Source organism: Caballeronia sp. INML3B (assembly GCF_023631305.1).
GTDB classification, from domain to species: Bacteria; Pseudomonadota; Gammaproteobacteria; order Burkholderiales; family Burkholderiaceae; genus Caballeronia; species Caballeronia turbans.
Genome location: NZ_JALQDI010000080.1, coordinates 1 through 18,872, shown reverse-complemented (window position 1 = coordinate 18,872; position 18,872 = coordinate 1). Strand labels below are relative to the sequence as shown.

The 18,872-nt window shown below is 61.2% G+C and carries 13 protein-coding genes and 1 pseudogene; 9 read left to right on the top strand and 5 right to left on the bottom strand.

The window, feature by feature from the left end:
- The first annotated feature begins 336 nt into the window (after nt 1-336).
- From acnD to NCS58_RS32275, 3 genes are all read left to right on the top strand, one after another.
- Entirely contained in the window at nt 337-2,934 is a 2,598-nt protein-coding gene (acnD, locus tag NCS58_RS32285) for a Fe/S-dependent 2-methylisocitrate dehydratase AcnD (RefSeq protein ID WP_250478440.1), read from the top strand.
- Nucleotides 2,935-2,967: 33 nt separating this feature from the next.
- Entirely contained in the window at nt 2,968-4,161 is a 1,194-nt protein-coding gene (gene prpF, locus NCS58_RS32280) for a 2-methylaconitate cis-trans isomerase PrpF (RefSeq protein WP_250478439.1), read from the top strand.
- 235 nt (nt 4,162-4,396) lie between these two features.
- A complete protein-coding gene (locus tag NCS58_RS32275) occupies nt 4,397-5,524 on the top strand; it encodes a YbdK family carboxylate-amine ligase (RefSeq protein WP_250478438.1) in 1,128 nt (375 codons plus the stop codon).
- Between the two features lie 31 nt (nt 5,525-5,555).
- On the opposite strand, the gene NCS58_RS32270 is transcribed toward NCS58_RS32275, so the two are convergent.
- Nucleotides 5,556-6,311: an ATP-grasp fold amidoligase family protein gene (locus NCS58_RS32270; RefSeq protein ID WP_250478442.1), complete on the bottom strand. Its 756-nt coding sequence runs from the start codon at nt 6,309-6,311 to the stop codon at nt 5,556-5,558.
- Nucleotides 6,312-6,943: 632 nt separating this feature from the next.
- Between NCS58_RS32270 and NCS58_RS32265 the strand changes: the two genes are divergently transcribed.
- The 4 genes from NCS58_RS32265 (at nt 6,944) to NCS58_RS32250 (ending at nt 12,210) form a co-directional block, all read left to right on the top strand.
- Entirely contained in the window at nt 6,944-8,164 is a 1,221-nt protein-coding gene (locus tag NCS58_RS32265) for a hypothetical protein (RefSeq protein ID WP_250478437.1), read from the top strand.
- A 592-nt stretch (nt 8,165-8,756) separates the two neighbouring features.
- Nucleotides 8,757-9,980 carry a glycosyltransferase family 4 protein gene (locus NCS58_RS32260; protein ID WP_086961675.1) on the top strand — a complete coding sequence of 408 codons (1,224 nt, stop codon included), beginning with the start codon at nt 8,757-8,759 and terminating at the stop codon, nt 9,978-9,980.
- A gap of 375 nt (nt 9,981-10,355) precedes the next feature.
- Nucleotides 10,356-11,597: a glycosyltransferase family 4 protein gene (locus NCS58_RS32255; protein ID WP_250478436.1), complete on the top strand. Its 1,242-nt coding sequence runs from the start codon at nt 10,356-10,358 to the stop codon at nt 11,595-11,597.
- A 112-nt stretch (nt 11,598-11,709) separates the two neighbouring features.
- Nucleotides 11,710-12,210, top strand: coding sequence for a hypothetical protein (locus NCS58_RS32250; protein ID WP_250478435.1), 501 nt, complete (start codon nt 11,710-11,712; stop codon nt 12,208-12,210).
- Here NCS58_RS32250 and NCS58_RS32245 read toward each other — a convergent pair.
- From NCS58_RS32245 to NCS58_RS32235, 3 genes and pseudogenes are all read right to left on the bottom strand, one after another.
- Nucleotides 12,204-13,061 (bottom strand): annotated as a pseudogene (locus tag NCS58_RS32245) (helix-turn-helix domain-containing protein). The gene NCS58_RS32250 and the pseudogene NCS58_RS32245 overlap by 7 nt on opposite strands.
- Nucleotides 13,062-13,099: 38 nt before the next feature.
- On the bottom strand, nt 13,100-13,657 hold the full coding sequence (locus tag NCS58_RS32240) for a carboxymuconolactone decarboxylase family protein (RefSeq protein WP_250539004.1): 558 nt from the start codon (nt 13,655-13,657) through the stop codon (nt 13,100-13,102).
- Between the two features lie 131 nt (nt 13,658-13,788).
- Complete coding sequence (locus tag NCS58_RS32235) at nt 13,789-15,579, bottom strand: serine hydrolase (RefSeq protein WP_250478441.1); 1,791 nt, start codon at nt 15,577-15,579, stop codon at nt 13,789-13,791.
- A gap of 372 nt (nt 15,580-15,951) precedes the next feature.
- On the opposite strand from NCS58_RS32235, the gene bfr reads away from it, so the two are divergent.
- Complete coding sequence (gene bfr, locus NCS58_RS32230) at nt 15,952-16,428, top strand: bacterioferritin (RefSeq protein ID WP_250478434.1); 477 nt, start codon at nt 15,952-15,954, stop codon at nt 16,426-16,428.
- Between the two features lie 28 nt (nt 16,429-16,456).
- Here the strand turns inward: bfr and NCS58_RS32225 are convergent, their stop codons facing one another.
- Nucleotides 16,457-17,401: a GlxA family transcriptional regulator gene (locus NCS58_RS32225; RefSeq protein ID WP_250478433.1), complete on the bottom strand. Its 945-nt coding sequence runs from the start codon at nt 17,399-17,401 to the stop codon at nt 16,457-16,459.
- Between the two features lie 149 nt (nt 17,402-17,550).
- Here NCS58_RS32225 and NCS58_RS32220 point away from each other — a divergent pair, with 149 nt between their 5' ends.
- On the top strand, nt 17,551-18,741 hold the full coding sequence (locus NCS58_RS32220) for an MFS transporter (RefSeq protein ID WP_250539003.1): 1,191 nt from the start codon (nt 17,551-17,553) through the stop codon (nt 18,739-18,741).
- The last annotated feature ends 131 nt before the right edge of the window (nt 18,742-18,872 follow it).

The window sequence follows — 18,872 nt, the reverse complement described above, 5'->3', positions numbered from 1 at the left end:
GGCTGGAGCGCGCACATCATCGAGCAACGCATCGACAACAAGATCATTCGGCCGAGCGCGAATTACACCGGTCCGGATAATCTCGAGTTCGTCCCGCTGGCGAAGCGTTCCTGAGGCATACCGATCGGGGCTTCGCTGCCGCATCCGGCAGCGAGCCTCTCTTCTTGCTTCGAGCCGTGTCGCGACGGCGCACGATACCCCAGTTGAGCGTACTCTCTCTTCGAACTCCCAAGCCTGCGGCGCCTGCAATAGCCCGAATTTTCAAACGAAGGGGTCGCCCCGCAATACCCTTCGAGCGTGGCATCTGAAAGACCATGCAATGACCGAGACACCGCGATGAACACTGCAAACCGCAAACCCCTGCCCGGCTCCTCACTCGATTACTTCGATGCGCGCGCAGCCGTCGAAGCCATCGCGCCGGGCGCCTATGACAAGCTGCCCTACACCTCGCGCGTGCTCGCGGAGAATCTCGTTCGCCGCTGCGATCCGGCGATCCTCGAAGCATCGCTGATGCAGCTCGTCGAAAGGAAGCGGGAACGCGATTTCCCTTGGTTCCCGGCGCGCGTCGTGTGTCACGACATTCTCGGACAGACGGCGCTCGTCGATCTCGCGGGTCTGCGCGACGCCATCGCGGATCAGGGCGGCGATCCCGCCAAAGTGAATCCTGTGGTGCCCGTCCAGCTCATCGTCGATCATTCGCTCGCGGTGGAATGCGGCGGCTTCGATCCGGATGCGTTCGCGAAGAACCGCGCGATCGAGGACCGGCGCAACGAAGATCGTTTCGACTTCATCAACTGGACCAAGAAATCATTCAAGAATGTCGAGGTGATTCCGCCGGGCAACGGGATCATGCATCAGATCAATCTGGAGCGCATGTCGCCTGTGATTCATGCGATCGACGGCATCGCGTATCCGGATACGCTCGTCGGCACCGATAGCCACACGCCGCATGTCGATGCGCTCGGCGTGGTCGCGATCGGCGTGGGCGGCCTCGAAGCCGAGAACGTGATGCTGGGGCGCGCGTCGTGGATGCGCTTGCCGGATATCGTCGGCGTCGAGCTGACCGGCAAGCGTCAGCCGGGCATCACGGCCACCGACATCGTGCTCGCGCTCACCGAATTCCTGCGCAAGGAAAAGGTAGTCGGCGCGTACCTGGAGTTCTACGGCGAAGGCGCATCGAGCCTGACGCTCGGCGACCGCGCGACGATCTCGAACATGGCGCCCGAATATGGCGCGACCGCCGCGATGTTCTATATCGACGAGCAGACGATCGAGTATCTGCGCCTCACCGGCCGCGACGACAAGCAAGTGAGCCTCGTCGAGCACTATGCAAGAACCGCCGGGCTGTGGGCCGATTCGCTCGCGCATGCGGAATATGAACGCATGTTGCGCTTCGATCTCTCGACGGTCGTGCGCAACATGGCGGGGCCGTCCAATCCGCACAAGCGCCTGCCCGTTTCGGAACTGGCGTCGCGCGGCATCGCAGGCAAATGGGACGACACGCCCGGGCAGATGCCCGATGGCGCGGTGATCATCGCTGCGATCACGAGTTGCACCAACACCAGCAATCCGCGCAACGTGATCGCGGCGGCGCTGCTCGCGCGCAATGCGAATGCGCAGGGCCTCACGCGCAAGCCGTGGGTGAAATCGTCGCTGGCGCCGGGCTCGAAAGCGGTCGAACTGTATTTGCAGGAAGCCGGCCTGCTGCCGGATCTGGAGCGGCTCGGCTTCGGCATCGTCGCGTTCGCATGCACGACATGCAATGGCATGTCCGGCGCGCTCGATCCCGCGATTCAGCAGGAAATCATCGATCGCGATCTGTACGCGACCGCCGTGCTCTCCGGCAATCGCAACTTCGATGGCCGCATTCATCCATATGCGAAGCAGGCGTTTCTCGCGTCGCCGCCGCTCGTCGTCGCCTATGCGATTGCGGGCACGATCCGGTTCGACATCGAACGCGATGCGCTCGGGATCGGCACGAACGGCCAGCCCGTGTATCTGAAAGACATCTGGCCGAGCGACGAAGAGATCGACGTCATCGTCAAACAGAGCGTGAAGCCGGAGCAGTTCCGTCGCGTCTACGAGCCGATGTTCGCGCTGACCCCGGCGAGCGGCGAAGCCATCAGCCCGCTCTACGACTGGCGCGCGCAAAGCACCTACATTCGCCGCCCGCCGTACTGGGAAGGCGCGCTCGCTGGCGAACGGACCCTCGAAGGCATGCGCCCGCTCGCCGTGCTCGGCGACAACATCACGACCGACCATCTCTCGCCGTCCAACGCGATCCTCGCGAACAGTGCGGCTGGGGAATACCTCACGAAAATGGGCTTGCCCGAGGAAGACTTCAATTCGTACGCGACGCATCGCGGCGATCATCTGACGGCGCAGCGCGCGACCTTCGCGAATCCGACGCTCATCAATGAAATGGCGACAGTCGATGGTCAGGTGAAGAAGGGTTCGCTTGCCCGCATCGAACCGGAAGGCAAGGTCACGCGCATGTGGGAAGCGATCGAAACCTACATGGAGCGCAAGCAGCCGCTCATCATCATCGCCGGCGCGGATTACGGGCAAGGCTCGTCGCGCGACTGGGCGGCGAAAGGCGTGCGGCTCGCGGGCGTCGAAGCGATCGTCGCGGAAGGTTTCGAGCGCATTCATCGCACGAACCTGATCGGCATGGGCGTGCTGCCGCTCGAATTCAAGCCGGGCGCGAATCGCCAGACGTTCGGCATCGACGGGACCGAGACCTATGACGTGATCGGCGAGCGCAGGCCGCGCGCGGATCTCACGCTCGTGATCCATCGCAAGAGCGGCGAGCGTGTCGAAGTGCCGGTGACGTGCCGCCTCGACACCGCCGAAGAAGTCTCGATCTACGAAGCGGGTGGCGTGCTGCAACGCTTCGCTCAGGACTTCCTGGAGTCGTCGAAGGCAGCGGCCTGACACCGGACGCCGTCTCTCTAACAAAGGAATAACATGGCACCCGCACCCCAGATCAAGATCCCCGCAACCTACATGCGCGGCGGCACCAGCAAGGGCGTTTTCTTTCGCCTGAACGATTTGCCCGAAGCGGCGCGCGTGCCCGGTCCCGCACGCGATGCGCTTTTCCTGCGCGTCATCGGCAGCCCGGACCCGTATGGCAAGCAGATCGACGGCATGGGCGGCGCGACGTCGAGCACGAGCAAGACGGTCATCGTCTCGAAGAGCGCGCGGCCCGATCATGATGTCGATTATCTCTTCGGCCAGGTCGCCATCGACAAGCCCTTCGTCGACTGGAGCGGCAACTGCGGCAATCTTTCGGCGGCGGTCGGACCGTTCGCGATTTCGAGCGGCCTCGTCGATCCGGAGCGCGTGCCGGACAACGGCATTGCGGTCGTGCGCATCTGGCAGGCGAATATCGGCAAGACGATCATCGCGCATGTGCCGATGACGCGCGGCGCGGTGCAGGAAACAGGCGACTTCGAACTGGACGGCGTGACGTTCCCGGCCGCCGAAGTGCAGCTCGAGTTTCTCGATCCGGCTGCGGAGGAAGAAGGCGCGGAAGGCGCGATGTTTCCGACGGGCAATCTCGTCGACGAACTTCACGTCCCAGGCGTCGGCACGTTCAGGGCGACGATGATCAACGCGGGCATTCCGACGATCTTCGTGAACGCGGACGCCATCGGCTACAAGGGCACCGAGCTTCAGGACGCGATCAACGGCGACGACGCGGCGCTGAAGCGCTTCGAAACCATTCGCGCATACGGCGCGTTGCGCATGGGGCTGATCAGGAACCTCGATGAAATCGCCACGCGTCAGCACACGCCGAAGATCGCGTTCGTCGCGCCGCCGGCGGAATACGTCGCATCGAGCGGCAAGCGCATCGGCACGGACGATGTCGATGTGCTCGTGCGCGCAATGTCGATGGGCAAGCTGCATCACGCGATGATGGGCACGGCTGCGGTTGCCATCGGCACCGCGGCGGCCATTCCGGGCACGCTCGTCAACCTCGCGGCGGGCGGCGGCGAGCGTCAGTCGGTGCGCTTCGGCCATCCGTCGGGCACGTTGCGCGTCGGCGCGGAAGCGGTCGAATCGAACGGCGAGTGGCAGGTGAAAAAAGCAATTATGAGCCGTAGCGCGCGCGTGCTGATGGAAGGTCGCGTGTGCGTTCCCAACGTGTTGCCGGATTGAGCAGGGTGGATGTTGCGCTCAGGGCCGTGTGCGGCCCTGGCCGCCCTGCTACATCGGGCGCTAGCGCAGAGCGCTCGGGCCGCTGAAGCTGCATGCACGCAATCCGTGCATGCCTCTTTGCTTGCGCCTGATAATCGCACGTCCGTCTTCGACGGAGTCCCATTGAGATCAAGCCGAGTCGCGTAGAATTAAAAACGCCGATTCCGGTCTTCGTCTCCGTGCGACAGGACATCCCATGCTGCAGCCATTTGCGTCATCAGATCCGTTCACGATTGGCGTCGAACTCGAAGTTCAGGTCGTCAACACGCATGACTACAATCTGACGAAGGCGACGACGGAGTTGTTGAATCGCGTCAAGGAAGAGAGTTTTGCGGGAGCGATCAACCCGGAAACGACAGAAGGCATGATCGAGTTGTCGACCGGCGTATGCAGGGACTTCGATCAAGTCAGAAGCGAATTGCAGGTACTTCGCGATACGCTGGTCCGGGCAGCCGACTTTCTGAATGTCGGGGTATGCGGCGGAGGCACGAATTTCTTCCAGAACTGGTACGACCAACGCTCGGACGGGCGCGAGCGCTCGGAGTACCTCATGGGACTGTACGGGGCGCTGTACCAGCAATTCACCATCTTCGGCCAGCACGTGCATGTGGGCTGTTCCGATCCTGACGCCGCGCTCGTTCTATTGCATTCGCTTTCGCGTTACGTTCCGCACTTCATTGCCCTGGCGGCTTCTTCTCCCTTCGTACAGGGAAGCGACACGCAGTTCCAGTGCGCGCGACTCAATTCGGTCGCCCCATTTCCTTTATCGGGGCAAGCGCCTTTCGTCACGCGCTGGTCCGAATTCGAACAATACTTCGACCGCATGACGAACACGGGCCTCGTCAAAAGTCTGAAAGACTTTTACTGGGACATTCGTCCAAGTCCGGGTTACGGCACGATCGAAATACGGGTTATGGACACACCGCTACGTGTGGAATGGGCCGCAGCGATTGCCGCTTATATTCAGGCGCTCGCACGGTATCTTCTTGTCGAGAAGCCCGTGCGGCTCAGTGAGCGGGATTATGAAGTGTACCGAACCAATCGCTTCATGGCGTGCCGGTTCGGGCTGGATGGGACATGTGTGAATCCGCAGACAGGCCAAAGCGCGACGATCCGGTCCGACATCCTCGCCACGCTGGACGCGATCGCCAGCCATGCGCAAGCGCTGGGCGCCGCCGAAGGCCTCGATATCATCCGGCGTAGTGTGGTTTCCGGTTTGAGCGATGCCATGTGGCTACGCCGAATCTACGGCGCGCACGATTCATTGCATGAAGTTGTCCGTCAGCAGTGCCGCGTATGGCGTGGCGCGCAGATGCCCGAATAGACTTCTTGCGCACTGCGTGCCACGTTGCGTCTTACATCAGGCTTCCCCACTCGTAGTCCACCCTGTCGGGATGCAGCGCAAACATGCCCCCGCCCGGCGTGAACGTCAGTTCTCCGAAGTAGATTCTGTCGTGATCGTAAAGATCGACGCGCACGAATTCGAAATCGCTGGCCAGCGCGCGGGCAACCGACAGCAGCGCGTCCAGGTTCGGCGGGCGCGGAGCCGGAGCGGTGCTGCGCGAGTACTTGCCCATCCCGATGTCGAGCAGGTTCCAGTTCTCGTCGTAGATGTCGCCGCGCGGACGTTCTCCGAATCGGTCCGCGATAACGAGGATGAAAATTTTGGGGTCGCCCGGGTGCTTGTTGAAGACATGAAACTTCAGATCGGGCGGAACCTTGCCATCTTGTCCGACAAGAAGTTCCTCGAAGAAAATGCGCCGTTCGATCGTGCGGTAGTGTCGCTCTCGCGCGATCGCATAGAAATCGGTCGATAACCAGCGTTGCGCCATTGCATCGAGTTCTTCAAACGACGTTTCCTTCTTGTCGTTGACGAGATGAACGAATCCGCTGCCGTGATTCGCCTTCATCACGAAGGACGGCGGAAGAGCATCGAAAACGCTCCTGGTGAACACCGATGGCTCGGCGACGAGCGGCACGAGATACTCGCTGCCGATCTTCCCGGCGACGTACTCGCGCACTTTCAGCTTGTCGCTGAGGTCGCCGAAACGCGGATCGGGTTCGAGACAGCGTCGCAGGATCTTTTCATTGAACGTCGTCGGATTGCGCATCTTCGGAAAGCGCCCGATTCTGCGACGATGATAAAGAGTCAGGTACAAGTTATCGGGCAACAATTCCTTGACGCTGTGTATCAGCGACTTCGAGAGAGTCATTCGCTCGCCTCCAAAATTCTTTTAACGTCAGACGAAATCGCTTCCGCCATATTTTTGGCTCGCATTTAGCGTACCGCGTTTATCGAGGATTCGTTGTCTGAAGGACGGCACTTCGATCACAACATGAATTTTCCGCTGAAGCGTCGCCCCGACGTATGTACGCGAGCGCACACACTCGCAAACCACGCGATTGAAACTCGTATCCAACGGTTGTTTCTCTTGCGACGACGACGCATCGACGTTACATTTCCCCTGCCGGCGAAACAGTTGGCCAGACCGGTTTCTCCCTTTCGATGAGTCGCTGAGCTCCAAGGCGTGCGCCCGACCGAAACACATTCGGTCGTTCAACCGGGCGTCCCAGCGACAGACGTCAACACTTGCGTCATCGCATCGAGACTGTCGCGACGGGCAAGCGTCTGCTTGCCCCGGAGCGATTCGCGATGCTTCGGATGCCGGATGCACGTCGCGCATACGCGTGCAGTGCAGCCCGCAGCACCTTCAGAAATCCTTCCAAGGGGCGGAGTCGACACATGCTCAAAGAGAAACGTAGACACACTCGCTGGATCACCGGCACAGTCTCGGCCGCGGCACTCGCACTGCTCGCCGCTTGCGGTGGCGGCGGCGGTGACAACAGTTCGAGCAACGGCTCGACGTCGCCCACGAACTCGGGCGATACCGGCGCAAGCACCCCTGCCGTGCCGACGAACACCACGCCGACGCTAGCCGCGGCGACCGCGGTTGTCGATGGCACGACGCTCGGCACCGCGCAATGGAGCGACGGCTCGACATCCACAGGCGGCACGGGTCAGGCGGTCAATAACCTCACCTGCACGGTGGCGGGTAACAAGTACAGCTACGCGCATCTGTCGATTTATCAGAACGGCAAACAGCTTGCTTTGCCGGCGAACATCGGAAGCGTCGCGCCGACGATGGCCCTGCAGCGCGGCTGCGTCTATCCGGTTCACACGGTCGATGCGTCGGGCAAGATCCGCATGGACGTGACATCGACCGGTTCGTACACGCTGGGTCAGTTCTTCGCCGTCTGGGGTCAGCCGCTCAGCACCACCAACGTAGCAGGCCTCACCGGCAATGTGACCGCCTGGGTCAATACGGGCGGCACGCTCACGAAATACACCGGCGATCTCGCTAGCCTCGCGCTGCCGCAGCATGGCGAAGTGACGCTCGTCGTCGGGACGCCGCCAGCGCAGATTGCGACATACACCTGGACCGACCCGCCGCCCTTCACGTCGACGGTCACCACGCTTTCCTTCGGCGGCGTCGTGGGCAGTCCGTTCTGGGCGGACGGCATGACCTCGACAGGCGGCACGGGTGCGCCGGTAGATGGTGTGATTTGCGCGGCGGGCATGGCCGAAACCTTCCACGTGCACGCGCACGTCGCCATCTTCAAGGACGGGCAGTGGCTCGCGTTCCCGAAGAATGTAGGCATCTTGCCGCAGTGCAACTACGAGATGCATACGCACGACAATACCGGCATCATTCATATCGAAACACCGAACGTGAAGACGTTCACGCTGGGCGAGGTTTTCGATATCTGGGGACAGCCGCTTTCCAGCACGAACGTCGCGGGTATCACGGGCAACATCGTCGTCTATATCAACGATAACGGCGATGTCCGGCGGTACATGGGCGACCCGCGCAAGATCGTGCTGACGTCGCTACGGGATATCACGTTCCAGATCGGTACGCCGTTGCCGACGCTGCCGACGTACTCCTGGTACGAACCGCAATAAACCATGCGGACGAACGCCGCGGTGCGAGCCGCGGCGTTCGGTGCTGGCTCTGCGCGTCCTGGCTTAATGCCATGGATCAGCATATTGCCTGAACAAGAACATATTGCTGACGCCTACCGATCGGCCCGGCGTCTTCGGCAAAATCTGCATCCCCAGATAACCTCGTCCACCAAGCCACGAGTCATGAGGCATGAGCTCGTGGCTTTTGCACGTGGTTCAATTGCCGCCTCTCGGAACACTGTGCATGAGTGGCATCGCAGTTTCTCCGCGTCCTGTCTGTGCGGCACTGCATTGAACGCTAGTGCGCAAGCTGTTATGTTTCCTGCATCGCAGTCGTCGCGCGCGGCTTCAAATTGTCCGCGTTTTACTCGCCGCAGACGAAACGCGCTTGCGCGAGTCTCTGTCATGGCAGAGACGGGCACGCTGCCCGCAATGCCTCAAGCGCAACGTCGAACCACCTCGACGTCGAGTATGATGATTAACGTTATGCCTGAATTCATGGGGTTTTCTGTCGAGTCCTCGACTGTTCAACCCTTCAAGCACTTCGCTCCGCCGTGTTTCTGAACAGGCCTTTCAAGGAGACCTCGACGTCGTGAAGATACTGATCGCGAACACCCTCTACTTTCCGGATGAACCCGGAGGAGCAGAGATATCGACGCGACTGCTCGCCGAAGGTCTGGTCAGGGCGGGCATCGAAGTGTGCGTCGTCTGCGCGACGGGAACGGGCGCGGACCGCGTCGACGATGTGAACGGCGTGAAGGTGTATCGACTACGCTCGGTCAATCTGTATTGGCCGCACGTGCGAGAAAAGCACGGACGCGTCGCCAAGCTCATCTGGCACGCCATCGACGTGTACAACGTCATCATGTCGCGCAAGTTGTCGAGCATCATCGCGCGTGAAAAGCCGGATGTGATCAGCACCAGCAATCTGTCTTGTCTGTCCGTCGATATCTGGCGGCTCGCCCGCAATGCCGGCGTGCCGATCGTGCACACGGCGCGCGACTACTATCTGATGTGTCCGACGGCGATCATGTTCTCGCATGCGAAGCCGTGCGAGCGGCAATGCGGCGTCTGTTCGGTATATGCCCAGCCCAAGCGGGTCGCGTCGGCGCGTGTCGCAGCCGCCGTGGGCGTCAGCCGCTTCGTGCTGCAAAAACACCTGGAAAGCGGCTATTTTTCGCGCGCGACGCGCACTGCAGTCATCTACAACGCCTGCGAGTCCAACGAAGATTCGACCTCGGCGCAACGCACGCGCCGTTATCAGGGCGGTCCGGTCAGGCTCGGCTTGCTCGGGCGAGTGTCGCGAGAGAAAGGACTGGAAGTCCTGCTCGAGCAACTGCTCGCGGACAATACGCTGCAATGGACGCTCGCGGTCGGCGGCCACGCCGATGCGGATTACCTCGAGTCGATCAAGGCGAAGTATGACGATCCGCGCGTCGAGTATCTTGGCCGCGTGAACCCCGACGAATTTTTCGACGGCATCGATATTCTCGTGGTGCCGTCGATCTGGAACGAACCGTTCGGGCGCGTGACGGTCGAAGCGTACTCGCACGGCGTGCCTGTCGTGGGTGCGAACACCGGCGGCATTCCTGAAGTCATCGAGCCGCGCACGAATCTCGCGTTCGACATGGCACGGCCGTCGTCGATCATCGGCAAGTTGCATGAGGCAGTGGCGCTGCTTGAAGACCCGGGCGTGCATGACCGTATGCGCGAATACGCCAGACGCTTCAACGTCGATGCGATGGTCGATGCTTATCGAGCGTTGTACGAAAGCGTGCTCGCCGAGCAGGCGATCCCACGCGTCGTATGCCCGTAATGCTCGCGTATTTTTGTCGATGGCATGCCGAACATCGATTCATAACAAATCTGGAATGTAAGCAGAAGCACGCAAATTGAAAAATTGCGATGCCACCATCTTTGATGGGGTAAACTGGCCCGCACAGCTTGCAGGAAGTTTGATCAGCTCGACCAATCGCAGTGGATATTGCTCATTGCCGATTCGAATCGAGGTGACGCGGCGCCAACTGTTACCCGTCAGGCCATACGCTGGAATACCGGAGCCGCGACACATGAAGGGACACACGACCCGTCGAGTCATCGGGAAGCGCTCATCATCAGGCTGTCGCGCGCGCGAAGACCTTCAGACCGCCAGGACGCCGGCTCGCATTGATCCGCATCTTCTTCATACGCCGTGAAAGTACTGATCGCTAACACGTTATATTTTCCAGACGAGGTCGGCGGCGCCGAAGTTGCGACGCGACTCCTTGCCGAGGGACTGGTCAAGGCGGGCATCGAGGTATGCGTCGTCTGCGCCACCGGAGTAGGCGACGACCGCAGTGAAGAAGTCAACGGCGCGAAGGTCTATCGTCTGAGATCGAGCAATCTCTATTGGCCGCATGCTCCCGGGGAGCATTCCCGTGTCGCCAAACTGATATGGCACGCCATCGACGTGCGTAACACGGCCATGTCACGAAAACTCGCCGACATCATCAGGCGCGAGAGACCGGACATCGTCAATACAGCCAACCTTTCGTGTCTTTCCGTCGATGCATGGCGCGTTGCGAGCAACGCGGGCGTGCCGATCGTGCACACCATCCACGACTATTACCTGCTATGCCCCACGGCTACCATGCTGAGCGGCGGAAAGCCTTGCCCGAGTCAGTGCGGTGTGTGCTCGCTCTACGCAAAGCCGAAGCAGCTTGCGTCCGCCCAGGTCAACGCGGCGGTCGGCGTGAGCGGCTTCGTACTGCAAAAACACGTTGAGAGCGGCTTTTTCCCGCGTGCGACGAAGACCACCGTCATCAACAATTGCTATACGCCGGTCGGAGATTCCATAGGGCGACAGGATTCGAGACGACAGGTCGCGAACGCGCCAGTGAGACTCGGCATGCTTGGACGCGTGCTGCCCGAGAAAGGTCTCGAGCTCCTGCTGGAACAACTCCTCGCGGACAAGACGCTCAATTGGACACTCGCCGTCGGCGGAACCGGCGATGCGGACTATGTCGAGTCCATCAAGACGAAATACGCGGACCCACGCGTGAGTTTCCTTGGACGGGTAAATCCCCCCGACTTCCTGAGCAGCATCGACATTCTCGTGGTGCCCTCGGTCTGGAATGAACCGTTCGGGCTGGTGGTTCTCGAAGCGTACTCGCACGGCGTGCCCGTCGTGGGATCGAGCATGGGTGGTATTCCCGAAATCATCGAACCGCACTCGAATCTGCTGTTCGACGTCGCCCGCCCCGAGACGATCATCGTCAAGATTCACGAGGCAGCGGCATTGCTCGACGAACCATCGGCGCATGATCGGCTGCGCCAGCACGCCAGGAAGTTCAGTCACGATGCGATGATCAACGCCTACGTCGAACTGTACGAAGGGATGATTTGCGTCGAAGAGCGAAAGCCGTCGATGGCGACCGGACGCGAAGCGAATTGATCGCCGACGCTCTGGTTTCGAATCGACGAGCGTGGGATAGAAGTTAGCGAATCGGCCTTGCGAGGTCATCATGCGCAACTCCATGAACGCGGCTGTGAAGTGTTTGCTTGCGATGCTGCTGGCCGCGTTGGTCGTGATGCTCGTGAATGCGCGCGTTCCGGATGACGTGCGCAGTGCGGTTCCCGCGCCCGAACCGAAAGACGTCCGGGCCGCCAGAGTAAGCCACACGACGGTGGCCGCAGGCGAAGTCATCACGCTGGTGGTCCACTCGGCCCCGGACTGCAAATATTGCGCGCGCTGGAAGGGGCCTCTCGCGGGAGAAGGGCATTTCAAGTCCTGGGCCCGCACGCATCCTGGCACGCAGCTTTTCATCGTCGAGCGCGCATCGATTGCCAGCAATGAAACACCGGCGGACTATCCTCAGGACCTTCACTGGCTATCGGAGCAAAGTCAGAAGGAGCAGCGCCTGCGTCCGGGCACGCCGATGTTCGAAGTGTTCGTCGCACGGAAGCTGGTGCTTCGGACCTATGGTCTGGATTCGTGGGACGACGATGTTTTTCCGGCCATCAAGGATCTCGACGCCCGTCGTTCGCATTCCGTTGCGAGTCATTGATCTTCGCGCGGTCCGGGCGAATGCGCGGCAAGCAATTGCAGGTGCCGTGCTTCGGTCTCGTCATCGGCGGGAAACATGCACTCCAGACGCAGTTCCTGCGTCGCGACGTTCAGCGGCGCGCCCACAGTCGTGACCAACGAGAAATAGCGCAGCACGGCGCCTTCACAGACGAAGCCGATCGGAACGACGGGCATCGTGGGCGAGGCGGATTGCCCGTGATGGGTCCTCCAGTCACGTGGCACGCCGGGATAGGCAAGCAGTTCGTCGAGCAGGCGCCTCGTGCCGTCATCGACCATGTGACCGACCGATTCTCGATACACCCGTTGCAGCTAGCTGCGCGCGACGGTTTCCCAGTCGGCCACGAATGGACGCATTCCCTGTGGATCGAAAATCAGATGCAGCATGTTGCGCGGGCCTTCACGCGAAGCCATGTCGATAAAACAGTCGAAGAAACGCGGCGCCGCGCCGTTGGTCATGAGCACGTTCCAGTGGCGATCCATCACGATTGCCGGAAACGGTTCGTGCTGGCGAACGACCCGTTCGAGCGCGCGCACGACGCCCTGCATCTCCTGCGCGTTCCACGGCGCCTCCGAATACAGGGGCGCGTAGCCCGCTGCGAGCAGCAAGGCATTGCGCTCCCGCAGCGGCACATCCAGCGTCTGTGCGAGCGTCAACAAAGTGTCGCGGCCCGGCACGCTGCGCCCGCTTTCGATGAAACTGATCTGGCGTTGCGAGACGCCTGCCTCCAGCGACAGACCGAGCTGGCTCATGCCGCGCACATCACGCCAGTAGCGCAGCAGTTCACCGAGCTCGCCCGGCGGCGCATTCGGATCGGGACGCATGGCGTTCATCGGGTGTTCCGAAATCGGGTTGGATGGATGAAGAATACTCAGGCCACCGGCGCATGCCAGACGAACGCTTCGAACTGCGCTTCGAGCGGCGGCCTCGTCACGCTGCTCGTGTAGTTCGTGATGGTCGATGCGGCAACCACCGCAATGACCTCGAGTATCTGCTCGATATCGAATCCCGGATCGAGAAAGCGTCTCTCGTCCGATTCGGCGAGGCGGCCGCGCTTGTCGATCAATGCACGCGCCAATGCCGACAGCGCGGCCAGCGCGGCGTCTCTCGGCAGAGCGCCTTGCCGGATGGCGTCGACGTCTTCGGAATGCACGCCTTCTTTCAACGCGAGCGCCGTGTGGAACGCGACCGGCCATTCGCTTGCATTCGTGACCGCGTTCGTCAACAGGACGGTCTGAATCTGCGGCTCGGTCAGACTGCTCGCATGCACGCGCTCGAAGAGGCCGATGAAAGCGTTGATCAGCACCGGCGATGCGGCCATCGTGCCCGCGACATTCGGAATCAGGCCGAACGCCTGCTGCAATTGCCCAAGCACGGGCCGCGATTGCGCAGGCGCGGATTCGATCGTGTGAACGGGATAGCTGAGCATGGTATCTCCAGGGCGTTGAGCGCGCCGAAATGGACGCGCGATAGCCGTAGAGTAGAAGCGCTCATGCGTTACGCCAATTACATGCGATGTAATCGGCTTGCCGTTGCTTCGCGATGTTGGCTACGACGCCTTCATGCCTTGTCGTAGATCGAACTGCCCAGCGTCAACGTCGTAGTGCTCGACGATCCGAAGCGGATTTCATAGAGATCGCGGCCGAAATTGCCCGGCACCTTGACCGACATGCCGCCGCGGTCGTCCGCAAGCGGCACGAAGAGTTGATAGCGAAGGTCTTCGTTGCCGTACAGGACATAGCCCGGCAGTTCGGGCAACGTGGTGAGATAGGCCGGCGGATTGCCCAGGATGACGATCGGAACGGCCGTCGGCGAATCGTTCGTCAAGGTCCATTGCGTGCCGGCTCGCTGTTGCCATGCGTTGTCTAGCGGCGCCAGCGGGGCGAGCTGCTGCCCGATCGGCAGCGTGAGATAAGCGTAGCCCGCGCCCGGCACGACGCGCTTCATCACATAGCGGTAGCTGAACGCGTTGCCGCCGCCATCGGTTCCGGAGACGACCGTGAATCGATACGACGCGGTATCGGTGTTGCTCCACCACCATCCGTCGCTGCGGTACTGGTAAGCGCCGACCTGCTTCCACGCACGTTTGGCGCCATCCCATTGGTTCAGCTGCAGACTGCCGTCCGGGTTGGCGATCACCTGAAGCGGCGAGTCGGAGTTGCCGTAGATGCCCGCGGCATTCGCGATGCCCGGCGCCGACGCGGCCGGCGGCGCCGTCGTGCTGATTTTCGCCGGCAGCGAAGCGATCGTGCCATCCTCTTTCAACGCGGACAGAACGAGCATTTCCGCCAGCTTGCGCGCGTCGTAGCCGGAATTGCCGGTGACCATCAGCGCAAGTTGCGCCTGCGGCACGACGAAGAACTCGCTCGAATAAAAAGCCGTCCCGCCGTCTTTCTCCCACCCGAGGACGCCCGCGGCCTGTAGCGCCGGCTGCTGCACCGAATCCCAGCCGAGACCCCAGCGCCATTCGGGCGAAGGGTTGATCAACAGTCCCGTGGACTGGTCCGTGCCCATCTGCGCGATGCCCGCCGCGGACACCACGCGTTGCCCCTGAAATACGCCGCCGCCGAGGATCATCTGCGCGAGATTCATCATGTCGCCGGGCGTCGAGCTTAGTCCGCCGGTCGCGTATGCATTGACGAATTCCTGATACTGCGTGCCGTTCGCGAACGGATAGGAAAACGAACCGTCGCTTGGCACGGTCGTGAGATAGCTGGAGTTCGTCATCTTCAGCGGTGCGAGGATGTTCGCTTCCACGAAGTTCGCAAAGCTCTGCCCGGTCATCGCGAGAACGATCTGCTCGACCATCGTGAAGCCGTCGTTGCAGTACACGGCGAGTTCGCCAGGCAGATGCTTCAGATGCGTATTCGCCAGTTCGGCTTGCGTGTCGGCTGCGTAACCGGGAACCGGCGCAAAGGTGAAGAGGTTGCGCGAATTGGTGCCGGGCAATCCTGATGAGTGCGACAGCAGATGACGCGTGGTGATCTTCGCGTACTCGGGGGAGAGCATCGTGAAAGTCGGCAGATATCGGACGATCGGCGTATCGAGCGTGATCAGGCCGCGGTCCTGAAGAATCGCGGCCGCGAGGGCTGCAAAGAGCTTGCTGACCGAGCCGATGTTGAAGCGCGTCTGGATCGTCGCCTTGGTCTGGCTCGGCACCGACGATACGCCGAACGCCTGTTGCCAGAACACGTTGCCGCCCTTGAGCATGGCCACGGAAATTGCCGCCACGGGCTGTGCGGGGTCTGCAATTGCCTGCTGGATGGCCTGTTGCCCCATCGCCACCGTTTGGGGATACGGCTGCGAGTCGGAGTGATCGCTGCCGCAACCTGGAAGGATCGTCGCGAGCATGCCGGCGCCGGCCGCGCCGAGAAATTGCCGTCGGCCCGCGCTGAGCGCAGTGGGACTGGAAAGTGAAGCGTCGCTGTTACGGTTGGATCGGGGCACGACAGCTCTCCTTGTTGTTATTCGCGGGGCGTACTTGTGCAGCTCGGTCCTTTTGCGCTGGATTATAGGCATGAAAATCGAGCGATAACGCATCGCTCGATTGAAAGTCGATCCTTTCCGTTTCGCGGGCAAGACTAATTTGCCGATGGCGCCGGCATCGCCCTCGCCTACCGCCCGGACAGGTTCCACCGCGAATAAATATGAGTTTCGCTGTGGGCCGGCCGTCGTTCAGCGTCTATCCTGATTGTGTGACCACGCGACCAGGCAGGAGACGGCATGCAAGGCGATCCGAAAGTGATTGACTACCTCAACGCCGAACTGAAGAACGAACTGACGGCCGTGCATCAGTATCTTCTTCACGGCCGCCTCTACGAGCACTGGGGTTTCGAAGAGCTCGGCGCGCACGAATACAACGAGTCGATGGAAGAGCTGACGCATGCGGACAAGTTGATCGAACGCATCCTCATGCTCGACGGAATGCCAAACTTGAACGATCTTCATCCGCTGGCGATCGGCAAGGAAACGCTCGAAGCACTCCAGAACGATCTCAAGCTCGAACAGGCGGCTCAGGTTCAGTGCAAGGAGGCCATCGTCTACTGCGAATCGGTGCGGGACATCGTCTCGAGAGACATTCTGGTCGAGCTTCTCGACGCCACGGAGGATCACATCGACTGGCTGGAGATTCAGATCGGGCTCGTCGACAAGATCGGCATCGAAAACTATCAGCAATCCGCCGTTCACAAGATCGTGTGACGAAGTGACGGGGCCGCTTCTCGCAGGCTCACGGGCCTGCGTTTTCCCTGCTGAGGCGACGAACGGCCTGCGGTGGTTGCCCGGTCGTTCGCAGGAACGCCCGCCTCATTCGCTCTCGATCCGAGAAGCCGACTTCGTCCGCTATCACGTCCAACGACAGACGCCCTTTCTCCAGCAACAGTCTCGCGGCTTCCACACGCAGATGTTCGACTGCTTTCGCGGGCGATTGCCCCGTCTCCGCGCTGAACGCGCGGCTGAACTGGCGCGGGCTCAGACTCGCAACGTCGGCTAGTTCCTCGACGGTCAAAGGATTGCGCAGATTGGCGTTCGCGTAGTCGATGGCTTTCTGGATCCGGTCGGATTTCGGCTCCAGGTCCAGCAGCGTCGAAAACTGCGACTGCCCGCCGGCGCGCCGATGATAGACGACGAGCTTGCGCGCGACGGCACGCGAAACATCCTGGCCGTGATCCCTTTCGATCATCGCGAGCGCCATGTCGATCGTGGCCGTCATGCCTGCCGAAGTCCAGATCGGCCCGTCTACGATGAAAATCTGGTCGTCTTCGACGGCGATTTTGGGAAAGCGACGCTGCAGATCATTGGCGAAACGCCAGTGGGTCGTCGCACGGCGGCCGTCGAGAACGCCTGCGTGCGCCAGGATGAACGCGCCAGTGCATGGGGCCGCGATGCGTCTCGACGTGCTCAGCGAGCGCCTCACGAATTCCGTCAACGTGGCCGACACCGTATTGGTTTCGACTCCGGAGCTGAACATCACCGTGTCGAACGTGGCATCGCCGAACGCTTGCGTTTCTACACGAATGCCCGCCGAAGAGGGGACGAGCCCTCCCTGTTCCGATAGAACGGACACGCCATAGGCAGGCTCGCCCAGCACCGCGTTCGCCAGTTCGAAGGCGGTCACTGCCGCGAATCCCAGCAGGTAGAAATTCGGAAACACCACAAAGGCGATCGTGTGCATGGCGGGCCCTGCTCATCATGTCCTAAATCCCTTGTGTATATGACATTTGAGCCACAGTCAACGAGGCTTAAGCTCTTTTCAAGCGTCGTTGACGCAGGCAAAGGCCCGACGGGCGACCGAATCTCACCGTGCTTCAGAAGAACTTTTGTATGGATCGTCGATTACTGATATTGGCAACGGGCATGTTCGCGATGGGCACCGACAACTTTGTCGTCGCCGGTATTCTTCCGGACGTCGCTGCCTCACTGCATACGTCCGTCGGCCTCGCTGGGCTGATGGTGACCTTCTACGCGTTGACCTATGCGATGGCGGCGCCTGTCATGGCCCTGACGGGCAACTGGCCGCGCAAGCTGCTGCTGATTTCGGCGCTGGGCATTTTCGTCGTCGGGAACGCCGTCAGTGCATTGGCGGCAGACTTGCAGTGGGTTCTCCTTGCCCGCGCTCTTGCCGGTTTTGGCGCCGCGCTGTTCTCACCGACGGCGTTGGGCGTGGCCTCGGCGATTGCAGCGCCCGAAAGACGAGGCCGTGCGCTGGCGACGGTTACGGCCGGTCTGACGGCAGCGACCGCGCTCGGCTCGCCGATGGGCACTTTCATCGGCGAATTCGGCGGCTGGAGGATGACGCTGTGGTTCGTCACCGCGCTCGGGATTGTTGCGATGATCGGCGTATGGACCATGCTGCCGTCGGTTCCGCGGCCGCAATCAGTCGGATTGCGTGAGCGGCTTGCGCCTGTTCTCGATGTGCGTATCGCGTTCACCTTGCTCACGTCGCTATTCGCCTTCGGCGGATTTCTGATGGTCTACACGTACGCGGGCGTCGTGCTGGCGCGCGTAACGCACGGCGATGAAAGCATTCTCGCGGGCATGTTTTTGTTGTGGGGCGTGGCGGCGACAGCCGGTAACCTGCTATCCGGCCGGCTCGTGGACCAGTTCGAGAGCCGCACGCTGATCAATGCGATGTTGTGGCTCGCCGTCATCAATTTCTGCGCTTTGCCGTGGACTTCTGCGCACGCATACGGTGCTGCGATAGCGCTCGTTGTATGGGGGATATGTGGATGGGGGCTTCTCGTTCCGCAACAGCATCGTCTCGTGCAGATCTCGCCGCATGTCGCGCCTCTGGTGCTCGCACTGAATAACACGGCCACCTATATCGGACTCGCGTGCTCGGGTTTGCTGGGGGGCGCGTTGATCCCGAGACTCGGCGGACAGTATCTGAGCCTGATCGCCGCAGTGCTAATCGCAATTGCTTTTGTTTTCGCGGAGGCCGCGCATCATTGCATGCGGCGACCGCCGACCGTGCATCGCAAGCTATTCAGCATGCTGCCCGACACCGTGGAATGAGCAGACCAACTTGCCGCAAGGTCTGGATTAGCCCCCCGTTTGAACGGCATGTCCAAACGCAAAAACCCCACCTTTGCGGGGTGGGGTTTTTGTTTATCGCATGAGGAGCCTGACGATTACCTACTTTCACA

Excerpts from the sequence above, each read along its gene's own strand:
- NCS58_RS32235 (WP_250478441.1), bottom strand. The coding sequence starts at position 15,579 with ATGCTCGCGACGATCCTTCCAGGTTGCGGCAGCGATCACTCCGACTCG.
- NCS58_RS32250 (WP_250478435.1), top strand. The coding sequence starts at position 11,710 with ATGCTGCTGGCCGCGTTGGTCGTGATGCTCGTGAATGCGCGCGTTCCG.
- acnD (WP_250478440.1), top strand. The coding sequence starts at position 337 with ATGAACACTGCAAACCGCAAACCCCTGCCCGGCTCCTCACTCGATTAC.
- NCS58_RS32220 (WP_250539003.1), top strand. The coding sequence starts at position 17,551 with ATGGATCGTCGATTACTGATATTGGCAACGGGCATGTTCGCGATGGGC.
- NCS58_RS32275 (WP_250478438.1), top strand. The coding sequence starts at position 4,397 with ATGCTGCAGCCATTTGCGTCATCAGATCCGTTCACGATTGGCGTCGAA.
- NCS58_RS32225 (WP_250478433.1), bottom strand. The coding sequence starts at position 17,401 with ATGCACACGATCGCCTTTGTGGTGTTTCCGAATTTCTACCTGCTGGGA.
- NCS58_RS32240 (WP_250539004.1), bottom strand. The coding sequence starts at position 13,657 with ATGCTCAGCTATCCCGTTCACACGATCGAATCCGCGCCTGCGCAATCG.
- NCS58_RS32265 (WP_250478437.1), top strand. The coding sequence starts at position 6,944 with ATGCTCAAAGAGAAACGTAGACACACTCGCTGGATCACCGGCACAGTC.
- bfr (WP_250478434.1), top strand. The coding sequence starts at position 15,952 with ATGCAAGGCGATCCGAAAGTGATTGACTACCTCAACGCCGAACTGAAG.
- NCS58_RS32270 (WP_250478442.1), bottom strand. The coding sequence starts at position 6,311 with ATGCGCAATCCGACGACGTTCAATGAAAAGATCCTGCGACGCTGTCTC.
- prpF (WP_250478439.1), top strand. The coding sequence starts at position 2,968 with ATGGCACCCGCACCCCAGATCAAGATCCCCGCAACCTACATGCGCGGC.